Genomic DNA, 18790 nt, shown 5'->3' with positions numbered 1-18790 from the left:
TTGCTTTCATTCTGTGACACCGATTTGTCCGTGTGGAGTTAAACGATTGCTTTTTTGTGACACCCCTTTGTCACAATCGTAGCGCAGGGAGACAACGTTTAACTGGCAGCGGGTTGTCCACCACCCGGGCAAACGTCATTCTAAAAATCTCAGGGGATTTTTCACTATGTCTACACCTTCTCCGCGTGCCGGCGGTTCGCTCGACGCCTGGTTCAAAATTTCTGCACGTGGCAGTAACGTGCGTCAGGAAGTTGTCGCCGGTCTGACGACCTTCCTGGCCATGGTCTACTCCGTCATCGTTGTGCCGGGCATGCTCGGTAAAGCGGGTTTCCCACCAACGGCGGTCTTCGTGGCGACCTGCCTGGTGGCGGGCGTGGGCTCCATCGTTATGGGCCTGTGGGCCAACCTGCCTCTGGCTATCGGCTGCGCCATCTCGCTGACCGCCTTCACCGCCTTTAGCCTGGTACTCGGCCAGCACATCAGCGTGCCGGTCGCGCTTGGCGCGGTGTTCCTGATGGGCGTCCTGTTTACCCTTATCTCTGCCACCGGCATTCGTAGCTGGATTCTGCGCAATTTGCCGATGGGCGTGGCGCACGGCACCGGGATTGGTATCGGCCTGTTCCTGCTGCTGATTGCCGCAAACGGCGTCGGCCTGGTGATTAAAAACCCGCTGGACGGGCTGCCGGTTGCGCTGGGCCATTTCGCCAGCTTCCCGGTTATCATGTCGCTGATTGGCCTGGCAGTGATCATCGGTCTGGAAAAACTGAAGGTGCCGGGCGGCATTCTGCTGACGATTATCGGCGTGTCCATCGTTGGCCTGATTTTTGACCCGAACGTTCACTTCTCCGGTATCTTCGCCATGCCGTCGCTGAGCGATGACAAAGGCAACTCGCTGATTGGCAGCCTGGACATCATGGGCGCGCTGAACCCGATTGTGCTGCCAAGCGTGCTGGCGCTGGTGATGACCGCGGTGTTTGACGCCACCGGGACTATCCGTGCAGTTGCCGGTCAGGCAAACCTGCTGGACAAAGATGGCCAAATCATCGACGGCGGCAAAGCGCTGACCACCGACTCCCTGAGCAGCGTGTTCTCTGGCCTGGTGGGCGCAGCCCCGGCAGCGGTTTATATCGAGTCTGCAGCGGGTACGGCAGCAGGCGGTAAAACCGGCCTGACCGCGATAGTCGTTGGCGTGCTGTTCCTGCTGATCCTGTTCCTGTCTCCGCTTTCCTATCTGGTACCTGCCTACGCCACGGCGCCTGCGCTGATGTATGTTGGCCTGCTGATGCTGAGCAACGTTGCCAAAATCGACTTTGCGGACTTCGTGGATGCGATGGCCGGGCTGATTACTGCGGTATTCATCGTGCTGACCTGTAACATCGTGACCGGCATCATGATCGGCTTTGCTTCTTTGGTTATCGGCCGAGTGGTATCCGGTGAATGGCGCAAGCTGAACGTCGGTACCGTGGTTATCGCCGTTGCGCTGGTGGCGTTCTACGCCGGCGGCTGGGCTATCTGATTTTCAATTCGTGCGGGTTGCGCTCTGTAACCCGCCGCTTTTGCCCACTTCGGGTATTTCCGGTTCCAATGTGATGAAAAAAGTTGTTTTATTATTAAAACAACCTCCAAAGGTGACGCTTCAAATCACACATCACGTTCAGGGAAAACATGGAAATTTTCTTCACAATCTTGATTATGACCCTCGTGGTCTCCCTCTCTGGGGTGGTAACACGTATGTTGCCGTTTCAGATCCCGCTGCCGTTAATGCAAATCGCCATTGGGGCCCTGCTTGCCTGGCCGCACTTTGGCCTGCACGTCGAATTTGACCCTGAACTGTTCCTGGTCCTGTTCATTCCGCCGCTGCTGTTTGCCGACGGCTGGAAGACGCCAACCCATGAGTTTCTGCACCATGGCCGGGAAATTATTGGCCTGGCGCTGGTGCTGGTGCTGGTCACCGTGGTCGGCATCGGGTTCCTGATTTACTTCCTGGTACCGGGTATTCCGCTGGTGCCTGCTTTTGCGCTGGCCGCCGTGCTGTCACCGACGGACGCCGTGGCGCTTTCCGGCATCGTGGGCGAAGGGCGTATTCCTAAGAAAATCATGGGCATTTTGCAGGGCGAAGCGCTGATGAACGACGCCTCCGGCCTGGTGTCCCTGAAGCTTGCAGTGGCGGTCGCCATTGGGGCGATGGCCTTTAGCGTTGGCGGGGCATCGCTCGAATTCTTCAAGGTTGCCGTGGGTGGCCTGCTGGCGGGTATCGCGGTCAGCTGGCTGTACGGGAAATCGCTGCGCTTGATGAGCCGCTGGAGCGGCGATGAACCGGCAACTCAGATTCTGCTGCTGCTGCTGCTGCCGTTCGCTTCTTATCTGATTGCCGAGCATATCGGGGTTTCCGGCATCCTGGCCGCAGTGGCCGCAGGGATGACCATCACCCGCTCCGGCGTTCTGCGCAGCGCGCCGCTGACTATGCGCCTGCGTGCGAACAGCGTCTGGGCGATGCTGGAGTTTGTATTTAACGGCATGGTCTTCCTGCTGTTAGGCCTGCAGTTGCCGGGTATTCTCGAGACGTCCGTCGCGGCGGCCAATGCCGATCCGAACGTTGAACTGTGGATGCTATTCCTCGACGTCGGGATGATTTATTTCGCGCTGATTGCGGTGCGATTCCTGTGGCTGTGGTCGATGAAGCGCATCAGCCTGCGCTTTATGAAAAAACGCCCGCTGGAGTTCGGCTCCTTCACTACCCGCGAGCTGGGTATCGCCTCTTTCGCCGGCGTGCGTGGGGCGATTACCCTGGCCGGTGTGCTGTCTATCCCGCTGTTCCTGAACGACGGCACGCCATTCCCGGCGCGCTATGAACTGATTTTCCTCTCCGCAGGCGTGATCCTGTTCTCGCTGTTTGCCGGGGTTATCATGCTGCCGATTCTGCTGCGAAACGTTGAGGTAGGGGATAAGTCTTTAGCGCGTAAAGAAGAGCGTCTGGCCCGTTCCGCGACCGCCGAAGTGGCGATTGTCGCTATCCAGAAAATGGAGGAACGGCTGGCCGTCGACAGCAAAGAGAACATCGACGACCAGCTGCTGAAAGAGGTGAGTTCGCGGGTTATCGGCAACCTACGCCGCCGCGCAGACGGGCGCAACGACGTCGAAAGCAGCGAGCTTGAAGAAAACCTTGAGCGCCGCTTCCGCCTGACGGCGCTGCGTTCGGAGCGCGCCGAGCTTTACCATCTTCGCGCCACGCAGCAAATCAGCAACGAGACCCTGCAGAAACTCCTGCACGATCTCGACCTGCTGGAAGCGCTGCTGATCGAGAAAGAGTAACCGCGTTAGTTCTGGCCGGTTTCAATCTCCGGCCAGAACTCCTTGCAGCAATCAATCCACGCCTGCGCGCTCTGCGAAATATAAACCCCTTCACGCCAAATCATTCCTAACTGCCAGCTTAGATTACTGTTTAGCGGCAGCCACATCAGCGTGGCGTGGTCGAGCTTGCGGCAAATTGGCTCCGGCAGCACGGCAATCCCCACGCCGCCCTGAACCATCGCCGCCAGAAAATCCCACTGCCCGCTGCGCACCGCAATACGCGGGGTGAAGCCGTTGTCGGCAAACAGCTGCATAAGCTGGCGGCTAAGGGAGAAATCTTCGTTGTAGATAAGCAGCGGGTGTTCGGCCAGCTCGGCCGGGTCAACGCTTGTGCGGCCAATCCACGGGCCGGAGCGGGGCACCAGCACGCAGAGCGGATGGCGGAACAGCGGCATTACCGTCAGTGCGTCTTCGTCTTCTATCGGCATCGCCGTCACCGCGAGATCGAGGTCGCCGTTGAGCACCGCCTGCTGCACCGTCAGGCCGCCGAACTCGGAAATCTTAAACTCCACGCCGGGATAGCGGTGCTGATACACGCCTATCGGGCCGGTCATCAGGGTGCCGACCATCGGTGGAATGCCAAGACGCAGCACGCCGTTGGTGAGCTGTTTGATGTCGCTTAGCTCGGCCTCAAGCTGGCGAAACTCGGCCAGAATTGCCAGCCCGCGCTGGAACACCACCTGGCCGGTGTCGGTCAGCAGCAGGCGGCGGCCGTCGCGGATCAGCAGCGTGCAGTTCAGCTCATCCTCAAGGTTACGCAGCATTTTACTGATGGTGGGCTGCGTGACGAACATCTTCTCCGCCGCACGAGTGAAGCTCTGCTGGCGTACAACCTCAACGAAATAACGCAGCGTTCTGATGTCCATAACTATTCCCATTAACTATACCTGCAATGATTTTAATTCATTTCAGTAGCGATGAACCGCTCTCTATAATTGGGGCTGGTATTTTTTCTGGAGCACACATCATGGCTTTGGCGTTAGGTCGTTTTACGCCTGCTGTAATTCATAGCCTGCGCGTCCCTGTGCAGGTGGCCCTGTACGCCGGGCTTTTTGTTTTTGCCGAGCAGCTGGTCACGTGGGGGCACCTGCCGCTGCCAGCGAATCTGGTGGGAATGCTGCTGCTCCTGGCGCTGATTGTCTGCCGCATCGTGCCGCTGAAGTGGGTCAGGGAAGGGTCAAAATGGCTGCTGGCCGAGATGCTGCTGTTCTTTGTCCCGGCGGTGGTGGCCGTGGTGAACTACTCGCAGTTGCTGATGGTGGAAGGCTGGCGCATTTTTGCGGTGATCGCGGTCAGCACCATGCTGGTGCTGGCCAGTACGGCTTTTGTGGTGGAAAAAGTTTACCGCTTTGAGCTGGCTCGCGAAGCCCGCAGGCAGTCCCGCAATGACTAATTTTCAGCTCAGCGTGCTGTGCCTCGTGGTTACTCTGGTCTTCTACTTCGCCAACAAACGCCTGTATCGCCGCTTTCGTAAATTGCCGCTGATGCCGCTGGTTTTTACGCCGGTGCTGCTGGTGGGAATGCTTGTTTTCGGGCACATCTCTTACAGTAACTACATGGGCGAGGCGCACTGGCTGCTGTGGCTGCTCGGGCCTGCCACCATCGCTTTTGCGGTGCCGGTTTATGACAATCTCAGGATAATTAAACGCCACTGGATGTCGCTTTCCGCAGGCGTGCTGACGGCGATGATTGTGGCGGTAACCAGCTCGATTTGGCTGGCCCGCTTATTTACCCTGCCTGACGGCATTCAACGCAGCCTCGCGGTGCGCTCGATTACCACGCCTTTTGCCCTGGCGGCAGCTAAGCCTATCGGCGGTGAGCCTGAACTGGTGGCACTGTTTGTGGTGATCACCGGCGTGTTTGGCATGGCGGTAGGCGACATGCTGTTTCTGCGCCTGTCGATCAGGGAAGGGATAGCCAAAGGTGCCGGATTCGGTGCGGCTTCTCACGGCGCGGGCACCGCACGCTCTTACGAACTGGGGCCGCAGGAAGGGGTGATTGCCAGCCTGGTGATGATGCTGTCCGGCGTGGTGACGGTTCTGGTCGCGCCGCTGGTCAGCTGGCTGATGTTTTAACCTACCGGGGCAGACATAGCCCCGGTAAGCGCTTACTAACTAGTGAGCCCGCCCCTGATCGATACCGATGCCGGTTTGAGAACGAATAAACTGCGCGCGGAACTTCTCACGCTCCAGCTTACCCTCTGGCGTGTTATCGGTAATCGAGAACAGCCAGATGCCGACAAACGCAACCAGGATCGAGAACAGTGCCGGGTATTCGTACGGGAAGACCGCTTTTTCGTGGCCGAGAATTTGCACCCAGATTGTTGGGCCAAGAATCATCAGCACGACAGCGGTCAGCAGGCCAAGCCAGCCGCCGATCATTGCGCCGCGCGTGGTCAGCTTCGACCAGTACATCGACAGCAGGATAATCGGGAAGTTACAGCTTGCGGCAATGGAGAATGCCAGCCCCACCATAAAAGCAATGTTCTGTTTTTCAAACAGAATGCCCAACAGGATAGCCACCACGCCCAGCACCAGAACGGTGATTTTCGATACTTTTAACTCATCACGTTCGGAAGCGCCTTTGCGGAAGACGTTGGCGTAAAGGTCGTGAGATACCGCCGAAGCGCCCGCCAGCGTTAACCCGGCCACAACCGCGAGGATGGTGGCGAAGGCAACCGCAGAGATAAAGCCGAGGAACAGGTTCCCGCCCACGGCATCTGCCAGGTGAACCGCCGCCATGTTGTTGCCGCCAATCAGCGCGCCCGCCGCGTCTTTAAATGCTGGGTTAGCACCTACTAACATAATGGCGCCAAAGCCGATGATAAAGGTCAGGATGTAGAAGTAACCCATGAAACCGGTGGCGTAAAACACGCTCTTACGCGCTTCGCGGGCGTCGCTCACGGTAAAGAAGCGCATCAGAATATGCGGTAAACCAGCGGTGCCAAACATCAGGCCGAGGCCCAGAGACAGCGCAGAAATGGGGTCTTTCACCAGCCCGCCAGGGCTCATGATGGCCGCGCCTTTAGGGTGAACCGCCATCGCCTCATTGAACAGGTTGTTGAAGCTGAAGCCGACGTGCTTCATCACCATAAACGCCATGAAGCTTGCGCCGAACAGCAGCAGCACGGCCTTGATAATCTGTACCCAGGTGGTGGCCAGCATGCCGCCGAACAGTACGTACATCACCATCAGCACGCCCACCAGCACCACGGCGATGTGGTAATTCAGGCCAAACAGCAGCTCGATAAGCTTCCCGGCGCCGACCATCTGGGCAATCAGGTAAAGGGCAACCACCACCAGCGAGCCGCAGGCGGACAGCGTGCGGATTGGGCCCTGCTTGAGGCGATAAGACGCCACGTCGGCGAAAGTATAACGGCCCAGGTTACGCAGGCGTTCGGCTATCAGGAACAGGATAATCGGCCAGCCGACCAGGAAGCCCAGCGAATAAATCAGGCCGTCATAACCCGAGGTATACACCAGCGCGGAAATCCCGAGGAACGAGGCGGCCGACATAAAATCACCGGCAATGGCCAGGCCATTCTGGAAGCCGGTGATATTGCCGCCTGCGGTGTAATAGTCGTTGCGGGAGCGAACGCGTTTGGACGCCCAGTAAGTGATATACAGCGTCAGAGCGACGAAAATCAGGAACATGATGATCGCCTGCCAGTTGGTTGGCTGGCGCTGCACGTCGCCGGTTATCGCATCGGCGGCGAAGGCTCCGGCCGGCAGCAGAGCGGCAAAAACCGCAAGAAAACGTTTCATTTAACCCCCACTTCACGCAGCACTTCGTTGTTCAGGCGGTCAAATTCGCCGTTAGCACGCCAGACATAAATCCCGGTGAGCAGGAAGGAAATAACGATAACGCCGATGCCGATAGGGATGCCTCGCGTGACGCTGGTACCGTCATGAAGCGGGGTGCCAAGCCACGCGGGCGCGAAGGCAATCAGCAAAATAAAACCAACGTAAATCACTAACATAATCAGTGACAGAATGGCGGCAAACCGTTGCCTTTTGGAAACCAACTCCCTGAAATGCGCACTGCTTTCTATCCGCTGATAAATGGTGTCATTCATCACAGAATCTCCAGAGGTTTTTGTAGGGTAGGTATTTGTAGTTATTCCCTCTCCCGGAAGGGAGAGGGGGAGAACAAGGTTACGAAGGTATGGTTAACGCCTGTTTTTCTTCCAGCAGTTTTTCTACCACGCCAGGATCGGCGAGGGTGGAGGTATCGCCCAGATTGCTGGTGTCACCGGAGGCAATCTTGCGCAGGATGCGACGCATGATCTTGCCGGAGCGGGTTTTCGGCAGCGAGTCGGTCCAGTGCAGTACATCCGGCGTGGCAAGCGGGCCAATCTCTTTACGTACCCAGTTGCGCACCTCGGCGTACAGCTCCGGCGTCGGCTCTTCGCCGTGGTTCAGCGTCACGTAGGCGTAAATCGCCTGGCCTTTAATGTTGTGTGGAATGCCCACCACGGCGGCCTCGGCAATCTTCGGATGGGACACCAGCGCCGACTCGATCTCTGCGGTACCAAGGCGGTGGCCGGACACGTTCAGCACGTCGTCCACGCGGCCGGTTATCCAGTAATAGCCGTCTTCGTCCCGGCGCGCGCCGTCACCGCTGAAATACATATTTTTGAAGGTGGAGAAGTAGGTCTGCTCGAAGCGCTCATGGTCGCCAAACAGCGTGCGCGCCTGGCCCGGCCAGGAATCGGTAATGGTCAGATTGCCTTCGGTGGCGCCCGGCTGCGGGTTGCCTTCATTATCGACCAGCGCGGGCTGAACGCCAAAGAACGGCTGGGTAGCGGAACCGGCTTTCAGCTCGGTTGCGCCAGGCAGCGGGGTGATCATAAAGCCGCCGGTTTCCGTCTGCCACCAGGTGTCCATCACCGGGCATTTCTCATTGCCGATGTGCTTCCAGTACCACTCCCAGGCTTCCGGGTTGATAGGCTCGCCCACGGAGCCAAGAATGCGCAGCGAAGAGCGGTCTGTGCCTTCGGTGGCCTTATCCCCTTCGGCCATCAGCGCGCGGATGGCGGTTGGCGCGGTGTAGAGAATATTCACCTTATGTTTGTCGACCACCTGCGCCATGCGGTTTGGCTTCGGCCAGTTAGGCACGCCCTCAAACATCAGCGTGATCGCGCCGCAGGCCAGCGGGCCATAAAGCAGGTAGCTGTGCCCGGTGACCCAGCCCACGTCCGCCGTACACCAGTAGACGTCACCCGGATGGTAATCGAAGACGTATTTAAAGGTGCTGGCGGCGTAAACGAGATAGCCACCGGTGGTGTGCAGCACGCCTTTAGGCTTGCCGGTAGAGCCGGAGGTATAGAGGATGAACAGCGGATCTTCGGCGCTCATTTCGACCGGCTGATGCTGGTCGCTGGCTTTCTCCACCAGCTCGCTCCACCACAGGTCACGGTTCTGGTGCCAGTCGATTTTGCCGCCGGTGCGTTTCAGCACGATAACGTGCTCGACGGTTTTCACATTTGGATTTTTAAGCGCGTCATCCACGTTCTTTTTCAGCGGGATGGAACGCCCGGCGCGTACGCCTTCGTCGGCGGTGATCACCAGCCGGGAGCTGGAATCGATGATGCGCCCGGCCACGGCTTCCGGCGAGAAACCGCCAAAGATGACGGAATGCACGGCCCCAATGCGTGCGCAGGCGAGCATCGCGACGGCGGCCTCAGGCACCATCGGCATATAAATGGCGACAACATCCCCTTTTTTAATCCCCAGCTCGACCAGCGTATTGGCAAAACGGCAGACATCGCGGTGCAGCTCGCGGTAGGTGATGTGTTTGCTCTGGGTTGCGTCATCGCCTTCCCAGATAATGGCGGTTTGATCGCCTCGTTCTTTCAGGTGTCGGTCGAGGCAGTTTGCGGCTAAATTCAGCGTGCCGTCCTCATACCACTTAATAGAGATGTTTCCCGGCGCGAAAGAGGTGTTTTTCACCTTTTTGTAGGGTTTTATCCAGTCGAGGATTTTTCCCTGCTCGCCCCAAAACGCATCGGGATCCTGTATCGACTGCTGATACAGGGCCTGGTACTGCTCCGGGTTTATCAGGCAACGGTCCGCAATGTTTGCGGGAATAGCGTGTTTGTGTATTTGGCTCATGGCTTTTTTTCTCCTTTAGGATGTTAATAATATGTCACACAAACGTTAATTGTAGGGGTATAGGCAGCTTTGTTTACTTTTTGGGCGGCAGATCACGCATTAAAATAATCGCGCAAAAAATGTTCAAACAGATGAATCATAAGAAATAATTAGCGGAGTGACTTAATTCTAAAAACAAATAATGAAAATTTTTCCATAACAATAAGTTATATCCACGGATGTAATGAAAATCCTGCTTATCAGCGTTAAGTCAGTGCATAACCTTGAAAATGAAGAGTTGCGCAGCAGGCTATCGGGATGGTACTCATACGGCGCTTTAAAAAACCCCGCTTAACACCTGACGTTTGTCATACCCCCTTTCAGTTTGTGACCTTCTCCTGAGTCAACAGCATGGGAATGGCGTTTTTTTGAGGAACTGTAGTCGTTATGAAAAACTTTAAAATCAGCCTGGCCTGGCAAATTTTGCTGGCGCTGGTGCTGGGCATTATCCTGGGAAGTTTTCTTCATTATCAAAGTGATAGCCGTGAGTGGCTGGTCGCTAACCTGCTCTCACCGGCGGGAGATATCTTTATCCACCTGATCAAAATGATCGTCGTGCCGATTGTGATTTCCACCCTGGTGGTTGGGATCGCCGGCGTTGGCGACGCCAAACAGCTCGGCCGCATCGGGGCAAAAACCATCATTTATTTCGAAGTGATCACGACGGTTGCCATCATTCTGGGCATTACGCTCGCGAATGTGTTCCAGCCGGGCCACGGCATAGATATGTCGCAGCTTGCTACCGTGGATATTTCGAAATACCAGCATACTGCCCAGGATGTTCAAAGCCATTCTCACGGCCTGATGGGCACCATTCTGTCCCTCGTGCCCACCAACATCGTCGCGTCGATGGCGAAGGGCGAGATGCTGCCGATCATCTTCTTCTCGGTGCTGTTTGGCCTTGGGCTGTCGTCGCTGCCTGCCACGCATCGTGAACCGCTGGTGACCGTTTTCCGCTCCATCTCTGAAACCATGTTCAAAGTGACGCACATGGTGATGCGCTATGCGCCGGTTGGCGTCTTTGCGCTTATCTCGGTGACCGTGGCGAACTTTGGCTTTGCCTCGCTTTGGCCGCTGCTGAAGCTGGTGGTGCTGGTGTACGTGGCGATTGCCTTCTTCGCATTTGTAGTGCTGGGCGCCGTGGCGCGGCTGTGCGGGCTGAAAATCACTATCCTGATGCGCATTCTGAAAGATGAACTGATCCTGGCGTTCTCTACCGCCAGCTCTGAAAGCGTACTGCCGCGCATCATCGAGAAGATGGAAGCCTATGGCGCTCCGGCGTCGATCACCAGCTTTGTGGTGCCGACGGGTTATTCGTTTAACCTCGATGGCTCCACGCTGTACCAGAGTATTGCGGCGATTTTCATCGCACAGCTGTACGGCATCGAGCTGTCGCTGTGGCAGGAAATCATCCTGGTGCTGACGCTGATGGTGACCTCAAAAGGGATTGCCGGCGTGCCGGGCGTCTCCTTCGTGGTGCTGCTGGCAACGCTTGGCAGCGTCGGTATTCCGCTGGAAGGACTGGCGTTTATTGCCGGTGTTGACCGTATTCTGGATATGGCGCGTACCGCGCTAAACGTGGTTGGCAACGCGCTGGCGGTGCTGGTTATCGCCAAGTGGGAACACAAATTCGACCATAAAAAAGCCCTGGCCTATGAGCGTGAGCTTTTTGGGAAATTTGACAGTAAAGCGAGCAGTTAAGTAAAACCCCTCACCCCGGCCCTCTCCCCAAAGGGGCGAGGGAGGAAAACATGTTCTTTATCCCCTCTCCCCTATGGGGAGAGGGTTAGGGTGAGGGGATGTATTATCCTCTCGCGCTCTCGCGCAGACGGGCCTTCAGCTTGCTGTACTCATCAATCACATACTGCTCGGCGGCCTGCTGATCGGCAATCGGCTCGACGCGCACGGCGCAGTACTTGTACTCCGGCGTTTTGGTTATCGGGCTAAGGTTCTCCGTCACCAGCTCATTACAGGCACCAATCCACCACTGATAGGTCATGTACACCGCGCCTTTATTCGGACGCTCGCTGACCGCAGCCCGGGTGATAACCCGGCCTTTACGCGAATTCACCCAAATCAACGCTTCATCTTCAATGCCCAGCCGGGCGGCATCTTCGACGTGGATTTGTGCATAACCCGGCTCATCGGCCAGCGCGGCCAGGGCGGCACAGTTGCCGGTCATTGAACGGCAGGAGTAGTGGCCGACTTCACGCACCGTGGAAAGCACCATCGGGTACTCGTCGGTGATGCGATCGATAGGCGGTGCCCAGTCGCAGGTGAAGAACTGCCCCAGGCCGTTAGGGCGCTCGAACTTGCTCTCATAAAGATAAGAGGTGCCCTGGTCCGCGTCGGAAGTGTCCCGGCAAGGCCACTGGATATAGCCCAGCTCGCCCATCTTCTCGTAGGTCGCACCATAGAAGTCCGGGCACAGATGACGCAGCTCGTCCCAAATTTCCTGGGTGTTGCTGTAGCGCATCGGGTAGCCCATGCGGGTGGCGATTTCGCTGATAATCTGCCAGTCCGTTTTGAGATCCCACTTCGGCTCAACCGCCTTAAAGAAGCGCTGGAAGCCACGGTCGGCGGCGGTGAAGACCCCTTCATGCTCGCCCCAGGAGGTTGACGGTAAGATAACGTCTGCCTCGGCGGCGGTTTTGGTCATGAAGATGTCCTGCACAATCACCAGCTCAAGTCCGGCAAACGCTTTGCGCACCGCAGAAAGCTCGGCATCGGTTTGCAGCGGATCTTCACCCATAATATAGGCGGCACGGACTTCACCATGTTCTACGCGGTGAGGCAGTTCGCTGATGCGGTAACCGTTGGCTTCCGGCAGCGCGTCAACGCCCCAGGCAGCAGCAAATTTGCTGCGGGTTTCCGCGTCACGAACGTACTGGTTACCGGGGAACATATCCGGCAGTGCGCCCATATCGCAGGCGCCCTGCACGTTGTTCTGGCCGCGAACCGGGTTCACGCCCACGTTAGGTTTGCCGAGGTTGCCGGTCATCAGCGCCAGGCTGGTGAGCGAGCGCACGGTTTCCACGCCCTGGTAGAACTGGGTCACGCCCATGCCCCACAGGATGGTGGCCGTTTTGGCTTTGGCATACATACGCGCGGCTGCACGAATTTCCCCGGCGCTGACGCCAGTGATTTCTTCGACGGACTCCGGCGTGTAGCCTTCAACGATTTTGCGATACTCCTCGAAGCCTTCGGTACGAGCCGCTACGAAAGCGTGGTCGTAAAGGTTCTCTTCAATAATGACGTGGCCAATCGCGTTCAGAAGCGCGATGTTAGAGCCGTTTCGTAACCTCAAATGCATGTCGGCAATGCGCGCGGTTTCAATTTTGCGCGGATCGACGACGATAATCTGTGCCCCTTTCTGCTTCGCTTTAATCACGCGATTAGCCACGATAGGGTGTGAATCTGCCGGGTTGTACCCGAACACAAAGACTAAATCAGTATCCTCAATCTCGACGATAGAGTTACTCATCGCGCCATTACCGACCGACTGGTGCAGACCTGCAACCGATGGGCCGTGTCAGACACGTGCGCAGCAATCGACGTTATTGGTTCCAATAACGGCGCGCGCAAATTTTTGCATTACATAGTTGGTTTCGTTGCCGGTCCCGCGTGAGGAGCCGGTGGTTTGAATGGCGTCAGGGCCATACTTGGCTTTGATCTCGCTCAGACGAGAGCTGACATAGTCCAGCGCTTCATCCCAGGAAACCGCTTCCAGCTTGCCGCCGCGCTCGCGGCGAATCATCGGGGATTTCAAACGCGGAGTAAGGATTTTGGTGTCGGTGATAAAGTCCCACCCGTAATAACCCTTCAGGCACAGGTCGCCCTGGTTGGTTTTACCCTGTGCGCCTTCCGCCTTGACGATTTTGCCGTTATCCACCACCAGGTTTATCTTGCAACCCGAGGCGCAATAGGGGCAAACCGTGACGACTTTTTTCATCATGTTGCTCCAGTCAATGCTGTCATTTAAGTGCGGCGATAAATGCAAACCGCCTTGCTGCGCCACTCAATGCATTATCTATGCCACATAGAGTGAGTGGGTATTGGCGCGGGTTTGGCGGGCATCTTTCGCACGGGCTGACGAAAGGCCGGGGATTTCGTCATAAATGACGTGTCGAACTGACGGGCATTTGTGACAGTGATAGAAAATTCCGCACGGATCTGTGTTCTTTCTGCGGCGCGCAATCAACAATCGCTCACACTAAAAAGAACCTCCTCCCCTCCGGAGACAATAATGAAACCTGCAATCCTGGTGGTGGATGACGACAAGGCCATTTGCGACGTGCTGCGCGATGTGCTCAGCGAACACGTCTTCGACGTGCTGGTGTGCCATAGCGGCAATGAAGCGCTGCAGATTGTGGCGGCAGAGCCCTCCATCGCGCTTATCCTGCTGGATATGATGCTGCCGGATACCAACGGCCTGCTGGTGCTTCAGCAGGTGCAAAAGCTACGTCCGGCGCTGCCGGTGGTGATGCTGACCGGCATGGGCAGCGAGTCTGACGTGGTGGTGGGGCTGGAAATGGGCGCCGATGACTACATCGCCAAACCGTTTAACGGCCGCGTGGTCGTCGCGAGGGTGAAAGCGGTGCTGAGGCGCAGCGGGGCGCTGGCCGTAGAAACCAGCCCGACGAAAACCAGCGCGCTGCAGTTTAACGGCTGGCGGCTGGACACCGACCGCTGCCAGCTGATGAACGCCCGGCAGCAGCAGGTTGATCTCACCCAGGGGGAATATGGTCTGCTGCTTTCCCTGGTGCAGCACGCCAGAAAGGTGCTGTCGCGGGAAAAACTGCTTGAGCTAACCCACAGCGAAAGCCTCGAAGTGTTTGACCGGACTATCGACGTGCTGATTATGCGGCTGCGGCGCAAAATCGAGGTGAACCCACACCAGCCCACGCTTATCCGCACCATCCGCGGCGTGGGCTACGTCTTTGCCGCGGATGTCACCCACGGCGAAAATAATGCGGTTTAGATAAACCGGCGGTACTCATGACACAAAAGCAGCTCCGCCCCGGCGTCTTCGGTAAGGGTGCTGAAGCGCTCGAGAGGCTTTAAAAAACGGTTGTCGTGATCGTCATCGTTCACCATCGAAACCTCACCGACCAGCACGTCGCCGTAGCCGGGCTCGCCCCAGAAGCTGTGGTACATCTCCGGCACCAGGCTGATACTTTCCCCCGGAGAAAGGCGCAGCTGGCTGCCGGCGGCGTGCGTCTGGCGGCAGCCGTCAATCACCACCGTAATGTCCGATTCATCGGGCTGTTCAAACGGATCTGAATGCCACAGTTCGACAATCAAATTACCGCCGCCGCGGTTGATGATGTCTTCCTGTTTGCTCCAGTGAAAATGCATCGGCGTCATCTGGTTTTCACGCACGTGCATGACTTTTTCGGCGTAAGTTTTGGCGTAGGGCGCACCTTCAGGTGAGCCGTTGCGCAGGGTAAACAGCGTGAGGCCCATGATAAGAAAATCGCTGCCGCCGAAGTCGGTAATATCCCATCCGAGCTTCAGATCAAACACTTCCTGCCAGCTGTGGGAATTAAGCTGCTGCCATGTTTGCGGCGAGAACCCGGCGAACGGCGGCAGCTGGATGTCGTGGCGGGCAAAGAACTGGCGGGTTTCATTCAGGTACTGATTAACCTCGGAGCGTTTCATCTGGCCTCCCTTTGACGTGGACCCTCACCCTGGCCCTCTCCCTGGAAGGGAGAGGGGACTGACGGCGTTTTGACTCGACTGGGTGAGGGGAAAATTACTTCACCGTCCAACCTTTGTAGCTGCCAATATTGTTCTTATCGATCATCGTCACCGGGATCAGCACCGGGCCTTTCGGCGCGGGTTTACCCTGCAAAATGTCGTAGCCAATCTCAACCGCTTTCGCCGCCATTACCTGCGGATCCTGCGCCGGCGTCGCCACAAACAGCGAGCTGCCGCCGCGCTTCAGGGCCTCCTCACCGTCCGGGCTGCCGTCCACGCCGACAATAAAGAACTCATTACGCTGGGCCTGTTTTGCCGCCAGATCGGCCCCGATCGCCGTCGGATCGTTGATCGCAAACACGCCGTCGATCTTCGGATTCGCCGCCAGCAGCGAGGTCATTACTTCCAGGCCGCCTTCACGGCTGCCCTTAGCATTCTGATTAGAGGATAGGATCTTAATGTCCGGGTGCTTTTTGAATTCGGTTTCGCAGCCCTCAACGCGGTTCTGCACGGCGGAAACCGGCGGCCCGTTGATGATAACCACGTTGCCTTTATCTTTCAGGCGGTCGGAAATGTACTTACAGGCCATTTGCCCGGCCTGGGTGTTGTCTGAGGTGATCGTGGCATCGGCGCCGTCAGCCGCGACGTCCACCGCCACCACGACGATCCCGGCGTCTTTCGCGCGTTTTACCGCCGGGCCGATCCCTTTGGAATCTGCGGCGTTGAGGATGATCATGTCCACCTTGGCGGCGATAAAGTTATCGATCTGCGCCACCTGCTGGCCGAGATCGTAGCCGCTGGAGACCAGCGTCACCTTCACGTTGTCGCCAGCGAGCTTGCGGGCTTCCAGCTCGGCGCCTTTGGTTATCTGCACGAAGAACGGGTTGGCGAGGTCGCCCACCGTCACGCCGATAGACTTTAACTCTTTCGCCTGGGCAAACGGCGCGCCTGCGATCATTGCACCAGCCAGTAACGCAGTAACTATGGGTTTCAAACGCATGCTGTTTTCCTCACTCGTAGGGTAGGGTTTTGTTGTTATGCACTTTGATGGTGACGGGTACGGTATTTGTCGATCAGCACCGCTATGATGATCACCGCCCCTTTGATCACCAATTGCCAGAAGTAGGAGACGCCCATTAGCGTCATGCCGTTGTTGAGCGTGGCGATAATCAGCGCCCCCACCAGCGTGCCGGTGATGGTACCAATCCCGCCCACGAAGCTGGTCCCGCCGAGAATAACGGCGGCGATGGCGTCCAGCTCATAGCCCACGCCGAGGTTACCGTTGGCGCTATAAAGGCGCGACGCGCTCATGATGCCGCCGAGCCCGGAAAGCAGGCCGCTCATGCCGTACACGAACAGCAACACCATCCACACTTTGATGCCGGTCAGGCGTGCCGCCTGCATGTTGCCGCCTACCGCGTAGATATGAACGCCCAGCGTGGTACGGCGGAGGATGAACCAGCACACCGCAATCACCAGCAGGGCGATAACGACCAGCCACGGCACCGGGCCGAGATAGGCGTTACCAATCCATTCAAAGTTGATGTTGGAGTTAATCACCGTTGTGCCGTCGGCCAGCAGATACGCTGCGCCGCGCAGCGCGGTATAGGTGCCGAGCGTGACGATAAACGGCGGCAGCCCCGCCCAGGCGACCAGCATGCCGTTAAACAGCCCGAGCCCGGTGCCCATCAGCAGCGCTGCCGGAATCGACAGGCCTTCCCAGCCGGGCATCAGCGACACGACCATTGCCGTCACGGCGGTGGTGCCGAGGATAGAGCCCACGGAAAGGTCAATACCGCCGGTCAGAATGATGAAGGTCATCCCAGCCGCCAGCACGATGTTGATCGATGACTGCCGGGCGATATTGAGCAGGTTAGACTCGGTGAAGAAGTTGGGCGCGACAAAGCCAAATACGGCGACGATCAGTATCAAAATCGGCAAAATGCCGACGGTTTGTAGTAAATCGCCGAACAGGGCTTTTTTAAGCGAGGCGGATTTTGCCACCGGTTGCGTGCCTGAGTTAGTCATGGTGAACCTCTTTCTTATGGGCCTCGGTCACGCCGGTAGCCAGGGTCATAATATTCTCTTGCGTAATGTCGTGGCGCAGCAGCTCGCCGGCAATGCTGCCTTCGCGCATGACGTACACCCGGTCGCTCATGCCCACCACTTCGGGCAGCTCACTGGAAATCATTAAAATGGCCACGCCCTGGCGGGCCAGCTGGTTCATGATGCGGTAAATTTCGCTTTTAGCGCCGACGTCCACGCCGCGCGTAGGCTCGTCGAGGATCAGAATGCGTGGGCCAATAGCAACCCAGCGGGAAATCAGCAACTTTTGCTGGTTACCACCGGACAGGCCCCCGGCGCGAACCTGAGCGTGCGGCACGCGGATATTCAGCAGGCTGATAGCATCGTCAGAAATGGTCTGGGCTTTTTTGCGGTCGAGCATGCCGAAATGAGCGTCACGCTCCAGCGTGGCCATGGTGATGTTGTCCTGCGCGGCAAGCTCGAGGAACAGCCCTTGCTCTTTGCGGTTTTCCGTCAGGAAGCCGATGCCGTGTTGAATCGCCTCGCGGGGGGAGTGCAGCGTCACCGGCTCGCCGTCGATCTCAACCGTACCGCCCGTGGCCTTACGCACGCCGAAGATAAGCTGCGCCAGCTCTGAACGCCCCGCGCCAACCAGCCCGGCCAGGCCGACAATTTCCCCGGAACGCACGTGCAGGCTGACGGGCTGCACCTTGCCGCTGTCCGTCAGGTGATGAACGTTGAGGCGAGGGCTGCCGAGCGGGATATCACGCTCTTTGTTAAACAGGTCGCTAAGGGGCCGGCCAACCATCATTTTGACCAGTTCGCTGGCGTTAAGGTTTTCCCGCGTCAGGCTGCCGACGTACTGGCCGTCGCGCAGGACGCTGACCCGATCAGACAGCTCATAAATTTCCGCCATGCGGTGGCTGATGTAGATAATCGCCATGCCTTCATCACGCAGGCGGAAAATCAGCTCAAACAGGCGATGCGTTTCGCGAGATGAGAGGGCGGCGGTGGGTTCATCCATCACCAGAATACGGCTGTTGCGCTGGAGCGCGCGGGCAATCTCAACCTGCTGCTGCTCGGCAATGGTCAGCTTCATGACGAGGTCGGTTGCTTTAAACTGCGCCCCGAGGCGGTCAATCACCGCCTGCGCCTGCTGCACCATCTCTTTACGCTGCACCAGGCCGCCGCGCGCCAGTTCGCTGCCGAGGAAAATGTTTTCGGCCACGGTGAGGTTTGGCGCGAGCTGCATTTCCTGGTAAATCAGGGTAATGCCCGCGTTGAGGGCATCTTTGGGGCCTTTGATGGCATAGGGTTCGCCGTCAATCAGCACTTCGCCGCTGGTGGCGATGTAAGCCCCGGCGAGGATCTTCATCAGGGTGCTTTTACCCGCCCCGTTCTCACCCATTAGCGCATGGATTTCACCGGGAAATACCGTTAAATCGACGCCTTTTAGCGCATAAAACTTGCCAAATGACTTGGCAATATTGCGCATTTCCAGAATGGGGACTCTGCTCATGGTGCGGCGCCTGTGGTGGGTATCAATAAGCGCCAGTCAACCA

At 57.5% G+C, this 18790-nt stretch carries 15 protein-coding genes; 6 read left to right on the top strand and 9 right to left on the bottom strand.

Going from position 1 to position 18790, the window contains the following annotated elements:
- Nucleotides 1-166 precede the first annotated feature (166 nt).
- Both ghxP and HX778_RS02645 read left to right on the top strand, forming a co-directional pair.
- A complete protein-coding gene (gene ghxP / locus HX778_RS02650; RefSeq protein ID WP_038476613.1) occupies nucleotides 167-1516 on the top strand; it encodes a guanine/hypoxanthine transporter GhxP in 1350 nt (449 codons plus the stop codon).
- Nucleotides 1517-1665: 149 nt separating this feature from the next.
- A complete protein-coding gene (locus HX778_RS02645) occupies nucleotides 1666-3312 on the top strand; it encodes a Na+/H+ antiporter (RefSeq protein WP_176981224.1) in 1647 nt (548 codons plus the stop codon).
- 5 nt (nucleotides 3313-3317) lie between these two features.
- On the opposite strand, the gene HX778_RS02640 is transcribed toward HX778_RS02645, so the two are convergent.
- Nucleotides 3318-4217, bottom strand: coding sequence for a LysR family transcriptional regulator (locus HX778_RS02640; protein ID WP_038476608.1), 900 nt, complete (start codon nucleotides 4215-4217; stop codon nucleotides 3318-3320).
- A 101-nt stretch (nucleotides 4218-4318) separates the two neighbouring features.
- On the opposite strand from HX778_RS02640, the gene HX778_RS02635 reads away from it, so the two are divergent.
- Together HX778_RS02635 and HX778_RS02630 are read left to right on the top strand one after the other, a co-directional pair.
- Entirely contained in the window at nucleotides 4319-4744 is a 426-nt protein-coding gene (locus HX778_RS02635; protein WP_038476605.1) for a CidA/LrgA family protein, read from the top strand.
- A complete protein-coding gene (locus tag HX778_RS02630) occupies nucleotides 4737-5426 on the top strand; it encodes an LrgB family protein (protein WP_176981223.1) in 690 nt (229 codons plus the stop codon). Before HX778_RS02635 ends, HX778_RS02630 begins: the two co-directional genes overlap by 8 nt.
- Before the next feature lie 39 nt (nucleotides 5427-5465).
- Here the strand turns inward: HX778_RS02630 and actP are convergent, their stop codons facing one another.
- From actP to acs, 3 genes are all read right to left on the bottom strand, one after another.
- Nucleotides 5466-7115, bottom strand: coding sequence for a cation/acetate symporter ActP (gene actP, locus HX778_RS02625; protein ID WP_176981222.1), 1650 nt, complete (start codon nucleotides 7113-7115; stop codon nucleotides 5466-5468).
- Nucleotides 7112-7426, bottom strand: a complete 315-nt coding sequence (locus HX778_RS02620) for a DUF485 domain-containing protein (protein WP_061275976.1) — start codon at nucleotides 7424-7426, stop codon at nucleotides 7112-7114. Before HX778_RS02620 ends, actP begins: the two co-directional genes overlap by 4 nt.
- 79 nt (nucleotides 7427-7505) lie before the next feature.
- Nucleotides 7506-9464 carry an acetate--CoA ligase gene (acs, locus tag HX778_RS02615; RefSeq protein WP_176981221.1) on the bottom strand — a complete coding sequence of 653 codons (1959 nt, stop codon included), beginning with the start codon at nucleotides 9462-9464 and terminating at the stop codon, nucleotides 7506-7508.
- A gap of 426 nt (nucleotides 9465-9890) precedes the next feature.
- Here acs and gltP point away from each other — a divergent pair, with 426 nt between their 5' ends.
- A complete protein-coding gene (gene gltP, locus HX778_RS02610; protein ID WP_176981220.1) occupies nucleotides 9891-11204 on the top strand; it encodes a glutamate/aspartate:proton symporter GltP in 1314 nt (437 codons plus the stop codon).
- Between the two features lie 103 nt (nucleotides 11205-11307).
- On the opposite strand, the gene fdhF is transcribed toward gltP, so the two are convergent.
- Entirely contained in the window at nucleotides 11308-13455 is a 2148-nt protein-coding gene (fdhF, locus tag HX778_RS02605; protein WP_176981245.1) for a formate dehydrogenase subunit alpha, read from the bottom strand.
- Nucleotides 13456-13749: 294 nt separating this feature from the next.
- On the opposite strand from fdhF, the gene HX778_RS02600 reads away from it, so the two are divergent.
- The gene (locus HX778_RS02600) at nucleotides 13750-14484 is read left to right on the top strand and encodes a response regulator (RefSeq protein WP_038476583.1); all 735 of its coding nucleotides are present in this window, start codon (nucleotides 13750-13752) and stop codon (nucleotides 14482-14484) included.
- Here HX778_RS02600 and HX778_RS02595 read toward each other — a convergent pair.
- From HX778_RS02595 to HX778_RS02580, 4 genes are all read right to left on the bottom strand, one after another.
- Entirely contained in the window at nucleotides 14481-15164 is a 684-nt protein-coding gene (locus tag HX778_RS02595) for a D-lyxose/D-mannose family sugar isomerase (protein ID WP_176981219.1), read from the bottom strand. The genes HX778_RS02600 and HX778_RS02595 overlap by 4 nt on opposite strands.
- Nucleotides 15165-15258: 94 nt before the next feature.
- Nucleotides 15259-16203, bottom strand: a complete 945-nt coding sequence (locus HX778_RS02590) for an ABC transporter substrate-binding protein (RefSeq protein ID WP_038476577.1) — start codon at nucleotides 16201-16203, stop codon at nucleotides 15259-15261.
- 35 nt (nucleotides 16204-16238) lie between these two features.
- Nucleotides 16239-17231, bottom strand: a complete 993-nt coding sequence (locus tag HX778_RS02585; protein ID WP_038476574.1) for a ribose ABC transporter permease — start codon at nucleotides 17229-17231, stop codon at nucleotides 16239-16241.
- The gene (locus tag HX778_RS02580; protein ID WP_038476571.1) at nucleotides 17224-18747 is read right to left on the bottom strand and encodes a sugar ABC transporter ATP-binding protein; all 1524 of its coding nucleotides are present in this window, start codon (nucleotides 18745-18747) and stop codon (nucleotides 17224-17226) included. The genes HX778_RS02585 and HX778_RS02580 overlap by 8 nt, the downstream gene beginning before the upstream one ends.
- Nucleotides 18748-18790: the final 43 nt, after the last annotated feature.

The organism is Cedecea sp. P7760 (genome assembly GCF_013386425.1).
Classification (GTDB): Bacteria; Pseudomonadota; Gammaproteobacteria; order Enterobacterales; family Enterobacteriaceae; genus Cedecea; species Cedecea selenatireducens.
Note: the sequence above shows the minus strand (reverse complement) of the source record. Positions and strands in the feature narration are given on the sequence as shown.

Bases quoted from the DNA above. Each gene is read 5' to 3' on its own strand.
- HX778_RS02645 (WP_176981224.1), top strand. From the start codon at position 1,666: ATGGAAATTTTCTTCACAATCTTGATTATGACCCTCGTGGTCTCCCTC.
- HX778_RS02640 (WP_038476608.1), bottom strand. From the start codon at position 4,217: ATGGACATCAGAACGCTGCGTTATTTCGTTGAGGTTGTACGCCAGCAG.
- HX778_RS02590 (WP_038476577.1), bottom strand. From the start codon at position 16,203: ATGCGTTTGAAACCCATAGTTACTGCGTTACTGGCTGGTGCAATGATC.
- HX778_RS02620 (WP_061275976.1), bottom strand. From the start codon at position 7,426: ATGAATGACACCATTTATCAGCGGATAGAAAGCAGTGCGCATTTCAGG.
- HX778_RS02635 (WP_038476605.1), top strand. From the start codon at position 4,319: ATGGCTTTGGCGTTAGGTCGTTTTACGCCTGCTGTAATTCATAGCCTG.
- actP (WP_176981222.1), bottom strand. From the start codon at position 7,115: ATGAAACGTTTTCTTGCGGTTTTTGCCGCTCTGCTGCCGGCCGGAGCC.
- ghxP (WP_038476613.1), top strand. From the start codon at position 167: ATGTCTACACCTTCTCCGCGTGCCGGCGGTTCGCTCGACGCCTGGTTC.
- acs (WP_176981221.1), bottom strand. From the start codon at position 9,464: ATGAGCCAAATACACAAACACGCTATTCCCGCAAACATTGCGGACCGT.
- gltP (WP_176981220.1), top strand. From the start codon at position 9,891: ATGAAAAACTTTAAAATCAGCCTGGCCTGGCAAATTTTGCTGGCGCTG.
- HX778_RS02630 (WP_176981223.1), top strand. From the start codon at position 4,737: ATGACTAATTTTCAGCTCAGCGTGCTGTGCCTCGTGGTTACTCTGGTC.
- HX778_RS02585 (WP_038476574.1), bottom strand. From the start codon at position 17,231: ATGACTAACTCAGGCACGCAACCGGTGGCAAAATCCGCCTCGCTTAAA.
- HX778_RS02600 (WP_038476583.1), top strand. From the start codon at position 13,750: ATGAAACCTGCAATCCTGGTGGTGGATGACGACAAGGCCATTTGCGAC.
- HX778_RS02595 (WP_176981219.1), bottom strand. From the start codon at position 15,164: ATGAAACGCTCCGAGGTTAATCAGTACCTGAATGAAACCCGCCAGTTC.
- HX778_RS02580 (WP_038476571.1), bottom strand. From the start codon at position 18,747: ATGAGCAGAGTCCCCATTCTGGAAATGCGCAATATTGCCAAGTCATTT.